Source organism: Sphingomonas sp. EC-HK361, assembly GCF_902498785.1.
Lineage (GTDB): Bacteria > Pseudomonadota > Alphaproteobacteria > Sphingomonadales > Sphingomonadaceae > Sphingomonas.
In genome coordinates, this window is the sequence record NZ_LR701494.1 from 782479 (window position 1) to 799371 (window position 16893).

Here is a 16893-nt window from a genome sequence, read left to right on the forward strand (position 1 = left end):
TACGCGGTCACCCGTTAAGAGCGGCTAAAGAAAATTCCAACCGAAACGGCCGCATAACGCTGGAATCAGAAGCGGTTTTCGCGCGGGAAGCCGTTGGGCGGCATCCGCCCCGCCGCACCCCGCGCGGCACGCCAGGGGTTCATGTCCGACTCGGTTCGCGTCCGTCCGCTCTCGCCTCCCATCGCCCAGCTCAACCCTTGCGCGAAGACGAAGGTAGTCGCGTCCGCCAGCCCGCCGTCGCGATACCGCTGCAGCTGCACGCCTTGCCCGCGCGTCATTTCGGCGAGCTCGTTCATCGGAAAGACGACGAGCTTGCGATTCTCGCCGATCGCCGCGACGTAATCCGCCCCGGGCGCAACCGGGCGGACGACCAGCAGCCGCGCCCCCGCCCGCGGGGTGACGATCGTCTTCCCCTTGCGCGTTTCCGCGACAACATCCGCCGCCGGCACCAGGAAGCCGCGGCCATCGGTCGCCGCCACCAGCAGCTTCTCGGCCGCGCGCGCGGGGAGAAACGCGACGATCCCGACGCTGCCGTCGAGGTCGATCATCGCGCGCACCGGCTCGCCGAAGCCGCGCCCGCCGGGCAGCTTGTCCGCGCCCAGCGTGTAGAAGCGGCCGTTCTCCGCCGCGAGCAGCAGCTTGTCGGTGGTTTGCGCGTGGAAGGCGAAGGCCGGGCCGTCGCCCTCCTTGAACTTCGCGGTTTCCGCCGAAGCCAGCTCGGCATGCCCCTTCAGCGCGCGGATCCAGCCGCGCTGGGAGAGGATGACGGTGATCGGCTCGCGCTCGATCATCGCTTCCAGCGGGATATCGCGCGCGGGCGCAGCTTCCTCGATCGTGGTGCGCCGCTTGCCGAGCGGGGTCTGCGGGCCGTAGCGGTCGCGCAGCTTGCCGAGATCGCGCTTCAGCCGCGTCCGCTGGCGCGCCTCCGACGACAGCAGCAGCGTCAGCCCCTCCTGCTCCTTCTCTAGCATCTCGCGCTCGCGGCGCAGCTCCATCTCCTCCAGCTTGCGCAAGGATCGCAGCCGCATGTTGAGGATCGCCTCGGCCTGGCGGTCGGTCAGCTGAAACTCGGCGATCATCACCGCCTTCGGCTCGTCCTCGGTGCGGATGATCTCGATCACGCGGTCGAGGTTTAGAAAGGCGACGATATAGCCGCCGACGAGCTCCAGCCTGTCGGCGATCTTGTCGAGCCGATGCTGCGAGCGCCGGCGCAGCACGACGAACTGATGCTCGACCCAGGCCGACAGCGCCTCGTGCAGCGACATGACGCGCGGCGTGCGGCGCGCATCGAGGACGTTGAGGTTCAGCGAGAAGCGGCTTTCGAGATCGGAGAGCCGGAACAGCCCGTCCATCAGCACCTGCGGATCGACGGTGCGGCTGCGTGGCTCCAGCACCAGCCGCACCTCGGCATCGCTCTCGTCGCGCACGTCGGCAAGGATCGGCAGCCGCTTGGCGTTGATGAGCTCGGCGATCTGCTCGATCAGCTTGCCCTTCTGGACGCCGTAGGGAATTTCGCCGACGACGATCTGCCAGCCGCCGCCCTTCTCGCGCTCGATCTGCCAGCGCGCACGCACGCGAAAGCCGCCGCGCCCGGTCGCATAGGCCTCGCGGATCGTGGCCTCGCTGTCGACCACGAGCCCGCCGGTGGGAAAGTCCGGACCCTTCACATGATTGAGCGGATCGGCGGCAGGGTTGTCGATCAGCGCGATCGCCGCCGCGAACAGCTCGGCGGCGTTGTGCGGCGGGATGCTCGTCGCCATGCCCACCGCGATCCCGCTCGCGCCGTTGGCCAGCAGGTTCGGGAACATCCCCGGAAACAGCTCGGGCTCGTGATCCTCGCCATTATAGGTCGGGCGATATTCGACCGCGTCCTCGTCCAGCCCGTCCATCAGGTCGATCGCGACCTGGGTCAGCCGCGCCTCGGTGTAGCGGTAGGCCGCGGCGTTATCGCCGTCGATATTGCCGAAATTGCCCTGCCCGTCGACGAGCGGATAGCGCAGCGCGAAATCCTGCGCGAGCCGGACCATCGCGTCATAGACCGACTGGTCGCCATGCGGGTGGTATTTGCCGATCACGTCGCCGACGACGCGCGCGCACTTCTTGTAGCCCGAGGCGGGATCGAGCCGAAGCAGCCGCATCGCCCAGAGCAGGCGCCGGTGCACCGGCTTCAGCCCGTCGCGCACATCGGGGAGCGACCGCGCGGTGATCGTCGACAGCGCATAGACCAGATACCGCTCGCTCAGCGCGCTGTCGAACGGCGCATCGAGGATGCCGACGGCTGGGTTTTCGGGAATGTCGGGAAGGTCGGTGGTGGCCATAGAGCGCCACGACCTAGCAGCGCTTGCCGCCCCGCGCTACGGGATCGCCCGGTCCAGCGCGATCTCGCCGATCAGCCACTCGCGGAACTGCCGCACCTTCGGCACGCGCCGCCGATGCTCCGGACAGACGAACCAATAGCCGTAGCCGCGTGTCGAAACCTGCGCGAAGGGCTGGACGAGGCGGCCCTCCGAAATATCGCCTCGCCAGAAGAACGGGGTGAGCATCGCGATCCCCTGGCCCGCCATCGCCGCATGCCCCTCGTGCGCCTGCGAATCGAGCCGGACTCCGGGCCGTGTCTTCCCCTCGGTCGCATCGACACCCGCCTCCCGCAGCCAGTGCGCCCACCACGGATCATGCGGGCTGATGAGCGGCAGGGTCATGAGGTCCGCCGCCGCGATCGCCCCCCCATGCCGCGCCAGGAAATCGGGGCTGCACATCGGCGTGAAGTCGATCGGGATCAGCAGGTCGGCGGCAAGCCCCGGCCAGTCGCCCAGCCCCGACCGGATCGCGCAATCGACATCGGAGCTCGCGAAATCGGCGACCTCGTCGCTGGTCAGCATCCGCACCGCCATTTCGGGATGCGCCATCTGGAACGCGCCGACCCGCCACGCGAGCCAGGTGTTCGCAAAGGTGTTCGAGGTCGAAACCGTCAGCAGCGCCTCGTCCTCGCTGCGCAGCCCCGCAAACGCCGCATCGAGGGTGTCGAACGCCGCGGCCACCTGCGGCGCGACCCGCCTCCCGGCTTCGGTCAGGATCACCCGCCGCCGCTCGCGCCGGAACAACTGCGTGCCCAGCCGTTCCTCGAGCAGCTTGATCTGATAGCTGACCGCCGCCTGGGTCATCCCCAATTCGCCGGCCGCGACCGTGAAATTCTCGTGACGCGCCGCCGCATCGAAGACCCTTACGGCGGAAAGCGGGGGCAGCACGCGCATGGCTTGTCGATAAACACCGCTTATGACCTCCGTGCAACGATTTGTTGGCGAGGCCGCGCGCGACCTTGCATATCGATGGACACCAAGCAGCGAAGGAGTTCCGACCATGCAGGACGATTTCCAGACCCGCGAATGGGCCGACCACCATGCCGCCTTCAGCGCCGGTGTCGATAAGCTGATCCGCAACGTCGCGACCGCGTTCGCGTCGCTCAACCGCCAGCAATTCGATGCCCCGTGGAAGCGCGAGCCAACCCGCCGCCCCGCCCGCCCAGGCGTTCGCTGCGGCTGAGGTCTGCGATGGCATCGGCGGTGGACCTGCGCTAGCAGGGCGGGATGTTCCGTCTCGCCCTGCTTCTGGTTGCCGCCGCAATGCCGATCACTGCCTCCACAGCAACCGATTTCAAGCCGCTGACCTGGCCCGATCTCACCAACCGGGCGCGACCCGCCGCGGATGCGACCATTTCCTACGGCGACGATCCCTTTCAGAAGGTCGATCTCTGGCTGCCCGCCGGCAAGGGGCCGCACCCCGTCGTGCTGATGGTGCATGGCGGCTGCTGGACCACCGAAATCGCCGATCGCAGCCTGATGAACTGGATCGCGGACGACCTGCGCAAGAGCGGTATCGCTGTGTGGAACATCGATTACCGCGGCGTGGATCGCCCCGGCGGCGGCTATCCCGGCACCTTCGCAGATACCGCGCGCGCCGCCGATCTGCTGGCGGAGAACGCAGCGAAATATCACCTCGAAACCGGCCACGTCGTCGCGGTCGGCCATTCCGCGGGCGGGCATCTCGCGCTTTGGCTGGCGGCGCGCGCGAAACTTCCGACGAAAAGCCCGCTGCGCACGGTGCATCCGCTGAAGATCGCGCACGTCGTCAGCCTCGGCGGCCTGCCCGATCTCGAAGCGACCGCGGCAAGCCCCGATAATGGCTGCGGCACCGAGGTCGTCGCGCGGCTCGTCGGGCCAAGGAACGGCGACCGCGCCGATCCTTATGCCGACACCTCGGTTCCCCGCCTGCTGCCGATCGGCGTCACGCAGGATCTGGTGAACGGCGAGGAGGACCGCATCATCCCCTTCCGCCTGGCGACCGGCTATGTGACGAAGGCGAAGGCCGCGGGCGACCCGGTCACCCTCCACACCGTCCCGAACACGGGGCACGTCGAGCTGATCGCGCCCGAAACCCCCGCCTGGGCGGAGGCGAAGCGGCTCATCGTCGCGGCCTTGCGCAAATGACTCTGGACGAGGCCCGTGCGCGCGACGCGGCCGATCCGCTCGCGCCGATGCGGGAGCGTTTCGCGTTGCCCGAGGGGCTGATCTATCTCGACGGCAATTCGCTCGGCCCGCTGCCGCGCACGACCCGCGCCGCGATCGACCATGTCGTCGACCGGCAATGGGGCGAACGGCTGATCCGCAGCTGGAACGAGGGGTGGATCGACGCGCCGGCGCGGATCGGCGCCAAGATCGCGCCGCTCATCGGCGCCGCCGCGGACGAGATCATCGTTGCCGACTCCACCTCGGCCAATCTCTACAAGCTGCTCGTCGCCGCGCTGCGGCACGACCCGGCGCGCACGACGATCGTCAGCGAGAAGGGCAATTTCCCGACCGATCTCCACATCGCCGAAGGCGCAGCGGCGGCGGTGCCCGGCGCGCGGCTGCACGCGGTCGATCGCAGCTACCTCGCGGCCGCGATCGACGCGCAGACCGCCGTCGTCGTCCTCACCCATGTCCACTACAAGACGGCCGAGCGGTTCGAGATGGCGCAGTGGACCCGCACGATCCACGACGCCGGCGCGCTGGTCCTCTGGGACCTCAGCCACAGCGTCGGCGCGGTCCCGGTCGATCTTTCGGGCGCGGGCGCCGACCTCGCCGTCGGGTGCACCTACAAATATCTGAACGGCGGCCCCGGCGCGCCCGCCTTCCTCTATGTCCGCCGCGACCTGCAGGACCGGCTCGCCAACCCTTTGTCGGGATGGATGGGCCACGCCGCGCCCTTCGCCTTTACCGATGGCTATAAAGCCGCGAGCGGCATGCAGCGCTGGCTCGTCGGCACGCCCCCGATCCTCGCGATGCGCGCGCTCGAGGCCGGCGTCGATCTTTGGGCGGACGTCGATCAACAAATGGTCGCCGCGAAGAGCGCCACCCTTTTCGACATCCTCGCGCAAGCGGGCGATGTCCTCGGCCTGGAATGTGTCTCCCCGCGCGATCCAACCGCGCGCGGCAGCCACATCAGCTTTCGCCACCCCAACGCCTACGCCATCTGCCAGGCGCTGATCGCCCGCGGCGTCATCGGCGATTTCCGCGATCCCGATATCCTGCGCCTCGGCCTCACCCCGCTCTATCTCAGTCACGAGGATGTCTGGCGCGCGGGCGAAATCCTGGGCCAGGTTCTGACCGACCAGAGCTATACCGATCCCGCCTTCGCCGAGCGGCTCGCCGTCACCTGATTGCACCCCCCGCCCCCCTTCGTTATAGCCGCGGCCCTAACCGCCCCGGCCGCGTGACCCGTGCGCCGGGGTTGCTCATTTCTACGCTAGGACATGCCGATGGCGCGCCGCCGACAGATCTATGAGGGCAAGGCCAAGATCCTTTACGAGGGCCCGGAGCCCGGCACGCTCATCCAGTATTTCAAGGATGATGCGACCGCGTTCAACGCCCAGAAGAAGGGCACGATCAACGGCAAGGGCGTCCTCAACAACCGCATTTCCGAGCATGTCTTCACGCTGCTCGATCATATCGGCGTGCCGACCCACTTCATCCGCCGCCTGAACATGCGCGAGCAGCTGATCCGCCAGGTCGAGATCGTTCCGATCGAGGTCGTGGTGCGCAACGTCGCCGCCGGCTCGCTGTCGAAGCGGCTTGGGATCGAGGAGGGGACGAAGCTGCCCCGGACGATCATCGAATATTACTACAAGGACGATGCGCTGGGCGACCCGATGGTCACCGACGAGCACATCGCGGCGTTCGGATGGGCGAGCCAGGAGGAGATGCACGACATCGCCGATCTCGCGATCCGGGTGAACGATTTCCTGTGCGGGCTCTTTGCCGGCGTCGGCATCCGGCTTGTGGATTTCAAGCTCGAGTTCGGGCGCATCTGGGACAATGACTACGGCCGAATCATCCTGGCGGACGAGATCAGCCCCGATGGCTGCCGGCTGTGGGACATGGAAACCAACGAGAAGATGGACAAGGACCGCTTCCGCCGCGATCTCGGCGGCGAGGTGGAAGCCTATCAGGAGGTCGCACGACGGCTCGGCCTGATGCCCGAAGGCGGCGAAACCGAGGTCCTCGATCTCGACAGCCACCGCAAGCGCCGCGGACGCTAGCCCTTCGCGCGGTAGCCGCAGACGATCCCGAACACGAAGGTCGCGAACAGCGCGAGCTGAATGTGGCCGCCGGGATCGTCCCAGCCGAAATACTGGTCGCCGAAGGCGAACAGCGCGATGAACATCACCATTGCAAGGCCAGCCATCGCCCGCCCCCTCTCCGCAAAGACGCAGCCGACACGTCGCTGCGAAAGGGAGCATCGCACAAGGGGCGTAAAGGAAGCGTGAACTTGCCCCGCCGCGCGCCCCACGGCATAGGGGCGCCCGAATCCCTGCGCGCTCCACCGGGGCGCGCCAGCACAGGTGCCCTGCCGCGATGAAACTCAAGATCTTCGTGACATTGAAGCCCGGCGTGCTCGATCCGCAGGGCAAGGCGATCGAACACGCCCTCGCAGGGCTCGGCTTCACCGGCGTGGCCGAGGCGCGGGTAGGCAAGCTCATCGAACTCGACGTGGCCGACGCCACCAGCGACGCCGATATCGACGCGATGTGCCGCAGGCTCCTCGCCAACACGGTCATCGAGAATTACCGGATAGAACGGGCATGAAGACCGCCGTCATCGTCTTCCCCGGCTCCAATTGCGACCGCGATATCGCGACGGCGCTGGAAGCGGTGACCGGCGTGAAACCGGCGATGGTGTGGCACGGCGAAACGGCCTTGCCCGACGGTATCGGCTTCGTCGCGCTGCCCGGCGGCTTCTCCTATGGCGATTACCTCCGCTCCGGCGCGATGGCGGCGCGGTCGCCGATCATGGCGGCGGTCGTCGGGGCGGCGGGCAAGGGCGTCCCGGTGCTCGGCATCTGCAACGGCTTTCAGGTGCTGACCGAGGCGGGGCTGCTCCCCGGCGCGCTGATGCGCAATGCCGGGCTGAACTTCGTGTGCCGGGATGCCGCGCTGACGGTCGAGAACGCGCAGAGCCTGTTCACCAGCCGCTATGACGCGGACGAGCGGATCACGATTCCGGTCGCGCATCACGACGGCAATTATTTCGCCGACGAAGCGACCCTCGACCGCTTGGAAGGCGAAGGCCGCATCGCGTTCCGCTACGCCGACGCGGTCAACGGCAGCGCGCGCAACATCGCCGGCGTGCTGAACGAAGCTGGCAACGTGCTCGGCATGATGCCGCACCCCGAACGCCGGATCGAGGATGCGCATGGCGGCACCGACGGCCGGCGCATGTTCGAAGGCCTGCTCGAACGCATCGCCTAGTCGCGGACGCGCGACGCTGGCATGACGGTGCGCGGGAGGACCGCGCACCCATGTTCATCGGCCACTACGCCCCCGCATTGCTGCTCGCCACCGATCGGCGCTCGCCCCGGCTCGGGCCGTTGTTCGTCGCGGCGCAACTTGTCGATCTCGCCTTCTTCACCTTCGTCCTGCTCGGCATCGAGCACATGCGGATGGTCCCCGGCATCACGACGATGAACGCGATGGACCTTTACGACATGCGCTTCACCCACAGCCTTGTCGGGACGGCGGCGTTCGCTCTCATCTTCGCCGGCGTCTGGCGCGGGCGCGGCGGCACGTGGATGGCGGCGACGATCGGCGGTGTGGTCGTGGCGTCGCACTGGCTACTCGACCTCATCGTCCATTCGCCCGACCTCACGATCTTCGGCAGCGGCTATCGCTACGGCCTCGGCCTGTGGAATCTGCCGCAGGTCGAAATGCCGCTGGAGCTTGCGATCACCGCGATCGCGCTGACCTGGTTCTACAGCGAAACGCAGGCGAAGGGCGTGGCGGGACGCGTGTCGTTCTGGGTGCTTGCGGGCGTCATGCTGCTTTTTCAGGCGATCAACTGGCTGACCCCGCAACCCGCGACCATCATTGATCCGGTTCCCGCCTCCCAGCCGCTGCTCGCGCTCTTCGCCTATGCGGTGATGACCGCGCTCGCCTGGTGGACCGGGGCGACGCGCGAAAGGAACGCTGGACCGGTCGCCCTCGACGTTTAAGACGGGCGCCGATGTCGATCTCCACCGCGCCGGGCCTGCGCCTTCTCGATCCGCCCCGCAACTGCACCGGCATCGCCCGCGCCGACCGGGCGAGCGTCGTCATCGACGCGGACGCCTATTTCCGCGCGGCCCGCGAGGCGATGCTGAGCGCGAAACATCAGATCCTGCTCGTCGGCTGGGATTTCGACGCGCGCATCCGGCTCGCCTGGGACGACGACCATCCGGGGGTGCCTACGACGGTCGGCGAATTCATCACCTGGCTCGTCGATCGCACGCCGACCTTGCAGGTCTACATCCTTCGCTGGGACAAGGGTGCGATCAAGACGCTGTTTCGCGGCAAGACGCTGTGGACGCTGACCAAATGGCGCTTCACTCATCCGCGCATCCACCTGAAGCTGGACGGTCACCACCCGGTCGCCGCCTCGCAGCACCAGAAGGTCGTGGTGATCGACGATTGCCTCGCCTTTTGCGGTGGGATCGACATGACCGACGAGCGCTGGGACACCCGCGCGCACGAGGACGACCAGCCGCACCGCACTTCGCCCCGCGGCAAGCCCTACAAGCCGTGGCACGATGCGACGACCGCGCTGCAAGGCCCTGTGGCGCAGCTGCTCGGCAATATCTGCCGGGAACGCTGGGCCATCGCGGGCGGCGGCACGATCGCGCCGCCCCCCGAAACGAAGGATTGCTGGCCGGCGAGCCTCGATGCGGACTGGCGCGATGTCGATGTCGGAATCGCGCGCACCCAGCCAGAGCATCCCGGGCAGGAAACCGTCCACCAGATCGAGGAGCTATATTGCGACCTCATCGCGGCGGCGAAGACGCGCATCTATGCCGAAAGCCAGTATTTCGCGTCCCGCAAGGTCGCCGAAGCGATCGCGAAGCGGCTGGACGAGGCGGACGGCCCCGAGATCGTCGTCATTAATCCGGTCACCGCGCAAGGCTGGCTCGAGCCGATCGCGATGGACACCGCGCGCGCGCGGCTGTTCCAGAGCCTGAAGCAGCGCGATGGCCATGACCGACTGCGCATGTATCACCCCTTCACCGCGGGCGGAGAATCGATCTACGTCCATGCCAAGGTGCTGATCGTCGACGACCGGTTCATCCGGGTCGGCTCCTCCAATTTCAACAATCGCTCGCTGCGGCTCGACACCGAATGCGACATGGTGATCGATGCGGGCGGCGATCCGGCGTTGGCGACTCCCATCGCGGCGATCCGCGAGGGGCTGCTGGCGGAACATCTGGACTTCGAGCCGGCCGAAATTGCCCGTCGGCTCGCGAACGGCGCGTCGATGATCGCCGCGATCGAGGCGCTGCGCGGACGGGGCAAGACGCTTAAACCCTATGAAGTTCCCGACCTCAACGAGGTCGAGATATGGCTCGCCGACAACGAGGTGCTCGATCCCGAGGGGCCGGGCGACATGATCGAGGGAATGAGCAAGGGCGGCTTGCTGCGCCGTCTGCGAGGGCGGCTGAAGCAGCGGTGATCGCAACGCGGTAGCTGACTCGCGGCGAGGCATCCGCTATCGGCCACGCGCATGACCGCGATCACGCCCGAAATCGTCGCCGAGCATGGCTTGTCCCCGGAAGAATATGACCGCGTCCTCCACGCGCTGGGGCGCGAGCCGAACCTGGTCGAGCTCGGCATCTTCTCGGTCATGTGGTCCGAGCATTGCAGCTACAAATCGAGCCGCATCCATTTGAAGAAGCTGCCGACCGAGGCGCCGTGGGTAATCTGCGGCCCCGGCGAGAATGCGGGCGTCATCGATATCGGGGACGGTCAGGCGGCGATCTTCAAGATGGAGAGCCACAACCATCCGTCCTATATCGAGCCCTATCAGGGTGCAGCGACCGGCGTGGGCGGCATCCTGCGCGACGTTTTCACGATGGGCGCGCGTCCGATCGCGAACCTCAACGCGCTCCGCTTCGGATCACCCGATCATCCGAAGATGCGCCACCTGATCGCAGGCGTGGTCCACGGCATCGGCGGTTACGGCAATTGCGTCGGCGTGCCGACGGTGGGCGGCGAGGTGAACTTCCACCCGGCCTATGACGGCAACATCCTGGTCAACGCGATGACCGTGGGCGTCGCCGACACCGACAAGATCTTCTATTCGGCGGCGTCGGGCGTCGGCAATCCGATCGTCTATGTCGGCTCCAAGACGGGGCGCGACGGCATCCACGGCGCGACGATGGCCAGCGCCGATTTCGGCGAGGATGCGGACGCGAAGCGCCCCACGGTGCAGGTTGGCGATCCCTTCACCGAAAAGCTGCTGATCGAGGCGTGTCTCGAGCTCATGGCCTCCGACGCGATCGTCGCGATCCAGGACATGGGTGCCGCCGGCCTCACCTCGTCCTCGGTCGAGATGGCGTCAAAGGGTGGTGTCGGGATCGAACTCGACATGAACGCGGTGCCGCAGCGCGAGACGGGCATGACGCCCTATGAGATGATGCTGTCGGAGAGCCAGGAGCGGATGCTCATGGTGCTGAAACCGGGCCGCGAGGACTTTGCGGAAGCCATCTTCCGCAAATGGGAACTCGATTTCGCGGTCATCGGCCAAGTCACCGAAACCGGGCGGATGGTGCTGACGTGGAATGGCGAGACTGTCTGCGACATCCCGCTCGGCCCGCTCGCCGACGACGCCCCGCTCTACGATCGCCCGCACGTCCCGACCCCGCCCGCCAAGGCGCTGGTCGACGTGCCCGAAACCCATGACATCGCCGCCGATCTGCTCAAGCTGATGGCATCGCCCGACATCGCGAGCCGCCGCTGGATCTGGGAGCAGTATGACACCCAGGTCGGCGCCGACACCGTCCAGCGCCCCGGCGGCGACGCGGCGGTCGTCCGCGTCCACGGGACGCAGAAGGCGCTGGCGATGACCACCGACTGCACGCCGCGTTACTGCTTTGCCGACCCGGTCGAGGGCGGCAAGCAGGCCGTCGCCGAGGCTTGGCGCAACCTGACCGCGGTCGGCGCGACCCCGCTCGCGGTCACCAACTGCCTCAACTTCGCCAACCCGCAGCGGCCCGAGATCATGGGGCAGATCGTCGGCTGCCTGGAAGGCATGAGCGACGCCTGCCGTGCGCTCGACTTCCCGATCGTCAGCGGCAATGTCAGCCTCTACAACGAGAGCAAGGCTACCGGGGGTGGCAGCGCCATCCTCCCCACGCCTGCAATCGGCGGCGTCGGCCTCCTCAAGGACTGGTCGAAGAGCGCGACGATCGCGTTCAAGGGTTCGGGCGACGTCATCCTCGCGGTCGGCACGCGCCGCGGCGATCTCGGCCAGTCGCTCTGGCTGCGCGAATGCCACGGCCGCGAGGACGGCCCGCCGCCGCGTGTCGATCTGGCGATGGAGCGCAAGGTCGGCGATCTCATCCGCACTGCGATCCTCGACGGGCAACTTTCGGCTGTCCACGACGTGTCGGACGGCGGCATCGCGGTGACGCTGGCGGAAATGGCACTTGCCGGCGGCATCGGCGCGATGATCGACAAGAAGCAGCCCTTCGACTGTGCGCACAGCTTCTTCGCCGAGGACCAGGGCGTCTACATCGTCACGGTGCTCGATTCCGCGCTGGTCGATTTTCTGGCGCATGCTCACGCGGCGGGCGTGGAAGCCGAACCGCTCGGCCGAACCGGCGGCAAGCGCCTGATCTTCGAACGTCCCGACCGCGATGATGTGGTCACGCTCGAGGCGCTCCGCTCAGCGCATGAAGGCTTCTTTCCAAAGCTGATGGGCGCGGATGCGGCGCTGGCTTAGTGGGTCGAAGACAGGGGTTCAGGGAAGACGCAAAGCCACGAAGAAGAAGAAAAAGGTTGTTCACGCGGAGGCGCGGAGACGCGGAGGATTAGAAGCGGAGAGGATCGGGTCAGCTCTCGCCCCGGACGTGTTCCGGGTTCCACCTGGCCCAACGAAAAAGGCTCGAGAGTTTGCGGCGCGGTGGATTCCGGAAGACGCACGACGACTTAAACTCTGGAACGCGTACGCCGAAGCACCTCGAACAAAGCCCCTCCGCGTCCTCCGCGCCTCCGCGTGAACCAATCTTCTTCACGCTTTCGCGCCTTCCCCGAACACCCTTCTTCCTACATCCGCACGATCGCCCCGCCCAACCGCTCGGCCTCCTCCGGATCATGGGTGACGATCAGCATCGGCAGCCGCGTCTCATCGCGCACCCGCTCGATCAGCCGCATCGCCTCCTCGCGCCGCGTGCGATCGAGCGAGGCCAGCGGCTCGTCGAGCAGGAGGAAGTGCGGGTCGGCGAGCAGCGCACGGCCGATCGCGACCCGCCGCGCCTCGCCGCCCGACAGTGTCCGCGGCCAGCGATCGAGCAGATGCGCGATGTCGAGCGTCGCCGCGACCTCCCCAAGCCGCGTTTCATTCCGCGCACCGTAGAGCAGATTGGCGCGCACCCGCTTGTGCGGGAATAGCCGCGGGTCCTGAAACACCACACCGGCGTGCCGATGCTGTGGCGACAGATCGATTCCGCGCTCGCTATCGAAGAGCGCCTGCCCGCCAACACGCACATGTCCCCGATCCGGGCGCAGCAACCCCGCGACCATCGCAAGTACACTTGTCTTGCCGACTCCGGACGGCCCGAACAGCACGGTCGCACGCGCCTCAGTCGCAAAAGTTGCGCCCACCAACGCTTCGCCGCGGCGCACCGTCACGTCGATATCAAAGGACATGCATGCCCCGCCCGCTCCGCCGCGCCAGCCATTCGGACGCGACGAGCGCCACGATCGACAGCGCGACCGAAATCGCCGCCAGGCGCCAGACCATCGCATCGCCGTCGGGTCGTTGCAGCGCGGAATAGATGGCGAGCGGAAGCGTCTCGGTCTGGCCCGGCACGTTCGACACGAAGGTGATCGTCGCGCCGAACTCGCCGATCGCGCGAGCGAAACCAAGAACGGTGCCGGCGAGCAGCCCCGGCATCGCGAGCGGCAAGGTAATGGTGGCGAAGACGCGCCACCGTCCCGCGCCGAGCGTCTGCGCGGCCTGTTCCAGCCGGCGATCGACGCCCTCGATCGCGAGCCGCACCGCGCGCACCATCAGCGGCAACGCCATGACGCCGGCGGCGATCGCGGCGCCCGTCCAGCGGAAGAGCACGCTCACCCCGAACCAGCGCTCCAGCGGCGCGCCGATCGGACCTGCCGGCGCAAACGCCAGCAGCAGCATCCACCCGGTCACGACCGGCGGCAGCACCAGCGGCAGATGGACGACCGCGTCGAGCAGCACCTTCCCCGGAAACCGCCACCGCGCAAGCACCCAGCCAAGCGCGACCGCGACCGGCAGCGTGCCCGCGCAGGCGACCCCGCCGACCAGCAGCGACAGCCGCACGATCTGCCATTCTTCCCCCGTCAACATCCCGGCAATCGGATCATCGCGACTGGAACCCGCGGCGTTTCAGGATCGCCTGGCCGGCATGCGACAGCAGGAACCGGCGGAACCCTTCGGCATCCGCGCTCGTCCCGGCCTTCAGCCGCGCGACGGGGTATACGATCGGCGCATGCGACCGGGTCGGGAAGATGCCCGCCACGCGGACCTTGGGCGACGCCAGCGCATCGGTCGCGTATACGACACCGAACGGCGCCGCGCCCCGCTCGACCAGCGCCAGCGCGGCGCGGACATTCTCTGCGCGAACGACATGGGGGGCGACGATCGGCCACGCGCCGAGCCTGCGCAGCGCCGCCTCCCCATATTTGCCGGCCGGCACCGACGCGGGATCGGCCATCGCGAGCGGCCCGGCCGACAACGCACGACCGAGCGCGACGCCGCTCGCGGGCACGCGAACCTTGCGACCCGCGGCGCTGACGATGACGAGCCGGTTGCGCGCCAGCGTCGCGCGCGTCCCCGGCACGATCCGGCCCTTCGCCGCCACCGCGTTCATCCAGTCCTCGTCCGCGGACACGAACAGATCGGCCGCGCCGCCCGCCATGATCTGCCGTGCGAGTGCCGAAGATGCGGCGAACGACAGCGTCGGGCGCGGATGGCCGGTTTTCGCCCAGGCATCTGCCGCATCGTTTAGCGATTCCTGCATGCTTGCCGCCGCCAGCACCAGCGGCGGACGCGGCTTGGCGGAGGCCGCTCCGGCGGTCAGGATCGTGAAGGCAAGGATAATCGATCGGATCAGGCGGCGCATCGGGTCGTCTCCGGCAAGGGGCGGTCTTACCCAGCGCGTGCCGTCCGCGCCACTCCCGCTTGCTCGCACGCGCAAGCCGCCCTACGCCCTCGCCCGGCGCGGACGTGGCGGAATGGTAGACGCTGGAGACTTAAAATCTTCTGCCCAATAGGCGTGCGGGTTCGAGTCCCGCCGTCCGCACCACAGCCCCCAAGTCCTCCCCGCAAAGGGAGGTGGCAGCGCGCAGCGCTGGCGGAGGGGTATCGCCCGTTCGTTGACGCGACGACCCTGCACCTGCCTCGCCGGGGTTGGCGCGCGCCGCACCCGCGTGGCAAGGGTGAACGCGATGCCGATCGCCCCAGCCCGCTACGCCGTCGTCGCGCTTGCTCTGACTCTGTCGCTCGCCAGCTGCGGACGCCGGGCGGATGTGGGTCCGGTGGTTGTCAGCGGGATCGGCGAGGCACCGACACTCGGTGATTCAAGCGTCGGCGCCCGGTCCCCCAATGACCGCCTGCTGGTCGATTCGATCGCGCAGGGCCTCGTCCGCTTCGATGCGGCTGGGCAGATCGAGCCGGGGGTGGCGCAGCGCTGGATCGTGATGGACGACGGCATGAGCTACATCTTCCGCCTGCGCGCCGCGCGCTGGCAGGATGGTAGGCCGGTCACTGCCGAGGACGTGGTCGCGATCCTGAAGCGGCAGCTCGCGCGCAATTCGCGCAATCCGCTCAAACCTTTCCTGACCGCGATCGATTCGATCGTCGAGATGACCCCCGAGGTCATCGAGATCCGCCTCGCCCGCCCGCGGCCCGATCTGCTCAACCTCTTCGCCCAGCCCGAAATGGCGCTGTTCCGCACCCGCCCGCCGGGGGGTAGCGGCCCGTTTCGCCTGACCCGCAACGACGGCCGCATCCGTGTGCTGGAGCCCGCCGCCGACCCCGATCGCGATCCCGATCAGGCGGATGACGGGCCGGAACGCAACGTCTGGCTTGTCGCCGAAAAGGCGTCGCGCGCGATCCTGCGCTTCGCGGCGCGCAAGTCCGACTTGGTAAGCGGCGGCACCTTCCTCGACTGGCCGCTGCTCAGGATCGCAGAGGTCGCCCCGGTCAATATCAAGGTCGATCCCGCCGCGGGGCTCTTCGGCTTTCGCGTGACCAACCGCAGCGGCCTCTTCGCCAGCAAGGCGAACCGCGCCGCCATCGCCGCGCTCATCGACCGCGACACCATCACCGCAAATCTCGCGGCGGAGTGGGGCGCGACGATGCAGGTCCTGCCAGCGCAACTCGATTCGGCCGCCCCGCCGGCCCAGCCGCTTTGGGCGCTGACCCCGGTCGATCAGCGCCGTGCGGCCGCGATCAAGACGATCACCGACTGGCAGGCGCAGCAGAGCGCGCCCGCCACCATCCGCATCGCGCTGCCCTATGGTCCCGGCGCGACCGCCATCTGGGGGCAGATCGCGCCGATGCTGATCGGCCTCGGTCTGGCGCCGCAGCGCGTCGGGCCGGCCGCGCCCGCCGAGCTTACGCTCGTCGATGCGGTCGCGCCCTATGACAGCGCGCGCTGGTATCTGGTCAATGCGTGCCAGCCCTGCGCCGAGGACGCCGCGGCCAAGATCAACGCGGCGCGTCTTGCCGATACCCTCGCGGCGCGGGCGCAGGCGATCGCGGCGGCGGATGTCGCGCTGGCGGACGATTCGGCGTTCATCCCCATCGCGCGGCCGTTCCGCTGGTCGCTCGTCGCGACACGGCTGCGCGACTGGCAGACGAACCAGCGCGCCTGGCACCCGTTGAACCGGCTGCGCCGCGACACCAACTGAGCGTGATGACGAACCGCGCCACCCGCATCGACGCCTCGATGTTCGACGCCCTCCCTCTCGGTCGCGATCCGCAATCGGTGCGCAAACGCATCGAGGCGATGGAGCAGCTGCTGGAGGGGATGTTCACCGTCCCCGGTCTCAACCGCCGGGTCGGGCTCGACGCGATCCTCGGCCTCGTGCCCGTGGTCGGCGATATCGCAGCGGCGGCGCTCGGCGCGTGGATCGTTTGGGAAGCCCGCAACATCGGGATGACGAAGTTCCAGCTCGCCCGCATGGGCGGGCGGGTCGGGTTCGACGCGCTGCTCGGGCTGATCCCGGTGATCGGCGATGCGGCGGACTTCTTCTACCGATCGAACACCCGCAATCTGAAGACGATCAAGCGTCATCTTGACCGGCACCACCCGGCGACGGTGACGATCGCGAACTAGCCTCTCAGTCTC

Annotated in this window: 17 protein-coding genes and 1 tRNA gene; 12 read left to right on the forward strand and 6 right to left on the reverse strand. The window is 68.0% G+C overall.

Features of this window, described 5'->3' with window-relative positions; all coding sequences use genetic code 11:
- Positions 1 to 65: 65 nt before the first annotated feature.
- Together parC and gcvA are read right to left on the reverse strand one after the other, a co-directional pair.
- A complete protein-coding gene (parC, locus tag BOS5A_RS11080) occupies positions 66 to 2318 on the reverse strand; it encodes a DNA topoisomerase IV subunit A (protein ID WP_151955162.1) in 2253 nt (750 codons plus the stop codon).
- Positions 2319 to 2354: 36 nt separating this feature from the next.
- The gene (gene gcvA, locus BOS5A_RS11085; protein ID WP_151955163.1) at positions 2355 to 3251 is read right to left on the reverse strand and encodes a transcriptional regulator GcvA; all 897 of its coding nucleotides are present in this window, start codon (positions 3249 to 3251) and stop codon (positions 2355 to 2357) included.
- Positions 3252 to 3357: 106 nt separating this feature from the next.
- Here gcvA and BOS5A_RS11090 point away from each other — a divergent pair, with 106 nt between their 5' ends.
- The 4 genes from BOS5A_RS11090 (at position 3358) to purC (ending at position 6574) form a co-directional block, all read left to right on the forward strand.
- Positions 3358 to 3540, forward strand: coding sequence for a hypothetical protein (locus BOS5A_RS11090; RefSeq protein ID WP_151955164.1), 183 nt, complete (start codon positions 3358 to 3360; stop codon positions 3538 to 3540).
- Between the two features lie 44 nt (positions 3541 to 3584).
- On the forward strand, positions 3585 to 4484 hold the full coding sequence (locus tag BOS5A_RS11095; protein WP_199857348.1) for an alpha/beta hydrolase: 900 nt from the start codon (positions 3585 to 3587) through the stop codon (positions 4482 to 4484).
- The gene (kynU, locus tag BOS5A_RS11100; RefSeq protein ID WP_151955165.1) at positions 4481 to 5695 is read left to right on the forward strand and encodes a kynureninase; all 1215 of its coding nucleotides are present in this window, start codon (positions 4481 to 4483) and stop codon (positions 5693 to 5695) included. The genes BOS5A_RS11095 and kynU overlap by 4 nt, the downstream gene beginning before the upstream one ends.
- Before the next feature lie 99 nt (positions 5696 to 5794).
- A complete protein-coding gene (gene purC, locus BOS5A_RS11105; protein WP_151955166.1) occupies positions 5795 to 6574 on the forward strand; it encodes a phosphoribosylaminoimidazolesuccinocarboxamide synthase in 780 nt (259 codons plus the stop codon).
- Here the strand turns inward: purC and BOS5A_RS11110 are convergent.
- On the reverse strand, positions 6571 to 6720 hold the full coding sequence (locus BOS5A_RS11110) for a hypothetical protein (RefSeq protein ID WP_199857349.1): 150 nt from the start codon (positions 6718 to 6720) through the stop codon (positions 6571 to 6573). The genes purC and BOS5A_RS11110 overlap by 4 nt on opposite strands.
- A gap of 170 nt (positions 6721 to 6890) precedes the next feature.
- Between BOS5A_RS11110 and purS the strand changes: the two genes are divergently transcribed.
- From purS to purL, 5 genes are read left to right on the forward strand one after another with little or no spacing between them, the layout of a single operon-like run.
- Complete coding sequence (purS, locus tag BOS5A_RS11115) at positions 6891 to 7121, forward strand: phosphoribosylformylglycinamidine synthase subunit PurS (protein WP_151955167.1); 231 nt, start codon at positions 6891 to 6893, stop codon at positions 7119 to 7121.
- Complete coding sequence (gene purQ / locus BOS5A_RS11120) at positions 7118 to 7783, forward strand: phosphoribosylformylglycinamidine synthase subunit PurQ (protein ID WP_151955168.1); 666 nt, start codon at positions 7118 to 7120, stop codon at positions 7781 to 7783. The genes purS and purQ overlap by 4 nt, the downstream gene beginning before the upstream one ends.
- 50 nt (positions 7784 to 7833) lie before the next feature.
- Entirely contained in the window at positions 7834 to 8523 is a 690-nt protein-coding gene (locus BOS5A_RS11125; RefSeq protein WP_151955169.1) for a hypothetical protein, read from the forward strand.
- 11 nt (positions 8524 to 8534) lie between these two features.
- Complete coding sequence (locus BOS5A_RS11130; protein ID WP_151955170.1) at positions 8535 to 10010, forward strand: phospholipase D-like domain-containing protein; 1476 nt, start codon at positions 8535 to 8537, stop codon at positions 10008 to 10010.
- A 51-nt stretch (positions 10011 to 10061) separates the two neighbouring features.
- Entirely contained in the window at positions 10062 to 12281 is a 2220-nt protein-coding gene (gene purL, locus BOS5A_RS11135) for a phosphoribosylformylglycinamidine synthase subunit PurL (RefSeq protein ID WP_151955171.1), read from the forward strand.
- Positions 12282 to 12604: 323 nt separating this feature from the next.
- Here the strand turns inward: purL and BOS5A_RS11140 are convergent, their stop codons facing one another.
- Genes BOS5A_RS11140 through modA form a run of 3 tightly spaced genes read right to left on the reverse strand, consistent with a single transcriptional unit; the run spans position 12605 to position 14661 of the window.
- Positions 12605 to 13207 (reverse strand): ATP-binding cassette domain-containing protein, encoded by a 603-nt coding sequence (locus BOS5A_RS11140; protein ID WP_151955172.1) that lies wholly within the window; start codon positions 13205 to 13207, stop codon positions 12605 to 12607.
- On the reverse strand, positions 13197 to 13886 hold the full coding sequence (gene modB / locus BOS5A_RS11145) for a molybdate ABC transporter permease subunit (protein WP_151955173.1): 690 nt from the start codon (positions 13884 to 13886) through the stop codon (positions 13197 to 13199). The genes BOS5A_RS11140 and modB overlap by 11 nt, the downstream gene beginning before the upstream one ends.
- A 13-nt stretch (positions 13887 to 13899) precedes the next feature.
- A complete protein-coding gene (gene modA / locus BOS5A_RS11150) occupies positions 13900 to 14661 on the reverse strand; it encodes a molybdate ABC transporter substrate-binding protein (protein WP_151955174.1) in 762 nt (253 codons plus the stop codon).
- 98 nt (positions 14662 to 14759) lie between these two features.
- Between modA and BOS5A_RS11155 the strand changes: the two genes are divergently transcribed.
- From BOS5A_RS11155 to BOS5A_RS11165, 3 genes are all read left to right on the forward strand, one after another.
- Positions 14760 to 14844: transfer RNA gene (locus tag BOS5A_RS11155), tRNA-Leu, on the forward strand.
- Positions 14845 to 14914: 70 nt separating this feature from the next.
- The gene (locus tag BOS5A_RS11160) at positions 14915 to 16453 is read left to right on the forward strand and encodes an ABC transporter substrate-binding protein (protein WP_325058542.1); all 1539 of its coding nucleotides are present in this window, start codon (positions 14915 to 14917) and stop codon (positions 16451 to 16453) included.
- 5 nt (positions 16454 to 16458) lie between these two features.
- Entirely contained in the window at positions 16459 to 16881 is a 423-nt protein-coding gene (locus BOS5A_RS11165; RefSeq protein ID WP_151955175.1) for a DUF4112 domain-containing protein, read from the forward strand.
- Positions 16882 to 16893 lie beyond the last annotated feature (12 nt).

Bases quoted from the DNA above. Each gene is read 5' to 3' on its own strand.
- parC (WP_151955162.1), bottom strand. From the start codon at position 2,318: ATGGCCACCACCGACCTTCCCGACATTCCCGAAAACCCAGCCGTCGGC.
- gcvA (WP_151955163.1), bottom strand. From the start codon at position 3,251: ATGCGCGTGCTGCCCCCGCTTTCCGCCGTAAGGGTCTTCGATGCGGCG.
- BOS5A_RS11090 (WP_151955164.1), top strand. From the start codon at position 3,358: ATGCAGGACGATTTCCAGACCCGCGAATGGGCCGACCACCATGCCGCC.
- BOS5A_RS11095 (WP_199857348.1), top strand. From the start codon at position 3,585: ATGTTCCGTCTCGCCCTGCTTCTGGTTGCCGCCGCAATGCCGATCACT.
- kynU (WP_151955165.1), top strand. From the start codon at position 4,481: ATGACTCTGGACGAGGCCCGTGCGCGCGACGCGGCCGATCCGCTCGCG.
- purC (WP_151955166.1), top strand. From the start codon at position 5,795: ATGGCGCGCCGCCGACAGATCTATGAGGGCAAGGCCAAGATCCTTTAC.
- BOS5A_RS11110 (WP_199857349.1), bottom strand. From the start codon at position 6,720: ATGGCTGGCCTTGCAATGGTGATGTTCATCGCGCTGTTCGCCTTCGGC.
- purS (WP_151955167.1), top strand. From the start codon at position 6,891: ATGAAACTCAAGATCTTCGTGACATTGAAGCCCGGCGTGCTCGATCCG.
- purQ (WP_151955168.1), top strand. From the start codon at position 7,118: ATGAAGACCGCCGTCATCGTCTTCCCCGGCTCCAATTGCGACCGCGAT.
- BOS5A_RS11125 (WP_151955169.1), top strand. From the start codon at position 7,834: ATGTTCATCGGCCACTACGCCCCCGCATTGCTGCTCGCCACCGATCGG.
- BOS5A_RS11130 (WP_151955170.1), top strand. From the start codon at position 8,535: ATGTCGATCTCCACCGCGCCGGGCCTGCGCCTTCTCGATCCGCCCCGC.
- purL (WP_151955171.1), top strand. From the start codon at position 10,062: ATGACCGCGATCACGCCCGAAATCGTCGCCGAGCATGGCTTGTCCCCG.
- BOS5A_RS11140 (WP_151955172.1), bottom strand. From the start codon at position 13,207: ATGTCCTTTGATATCGACGTGACGGTGCGCCGCGGCGAAGCGTTGGTG.
- modB (WP_151955173.1), bottom strand. From the start codon at position 13,886: ATGTTGACGGGGGAAGAATGGCAGATCGTGCGGCTGTCGCTGCTGGTC.
- modA (WP_151955174.1), bottom strand. From the start codon at position 14,661: ATGCGCCGCCTGATCCGATCGATTATCCTTGCCTTCACGATCCTGACC.
- BOS5A_RS11165 (WP_151955175.1), top strand. From the start codon at position 16,459: ATGACGAACCGCGCCACCCGCATCGACGCCTCGATGTTCGACGCCCTC.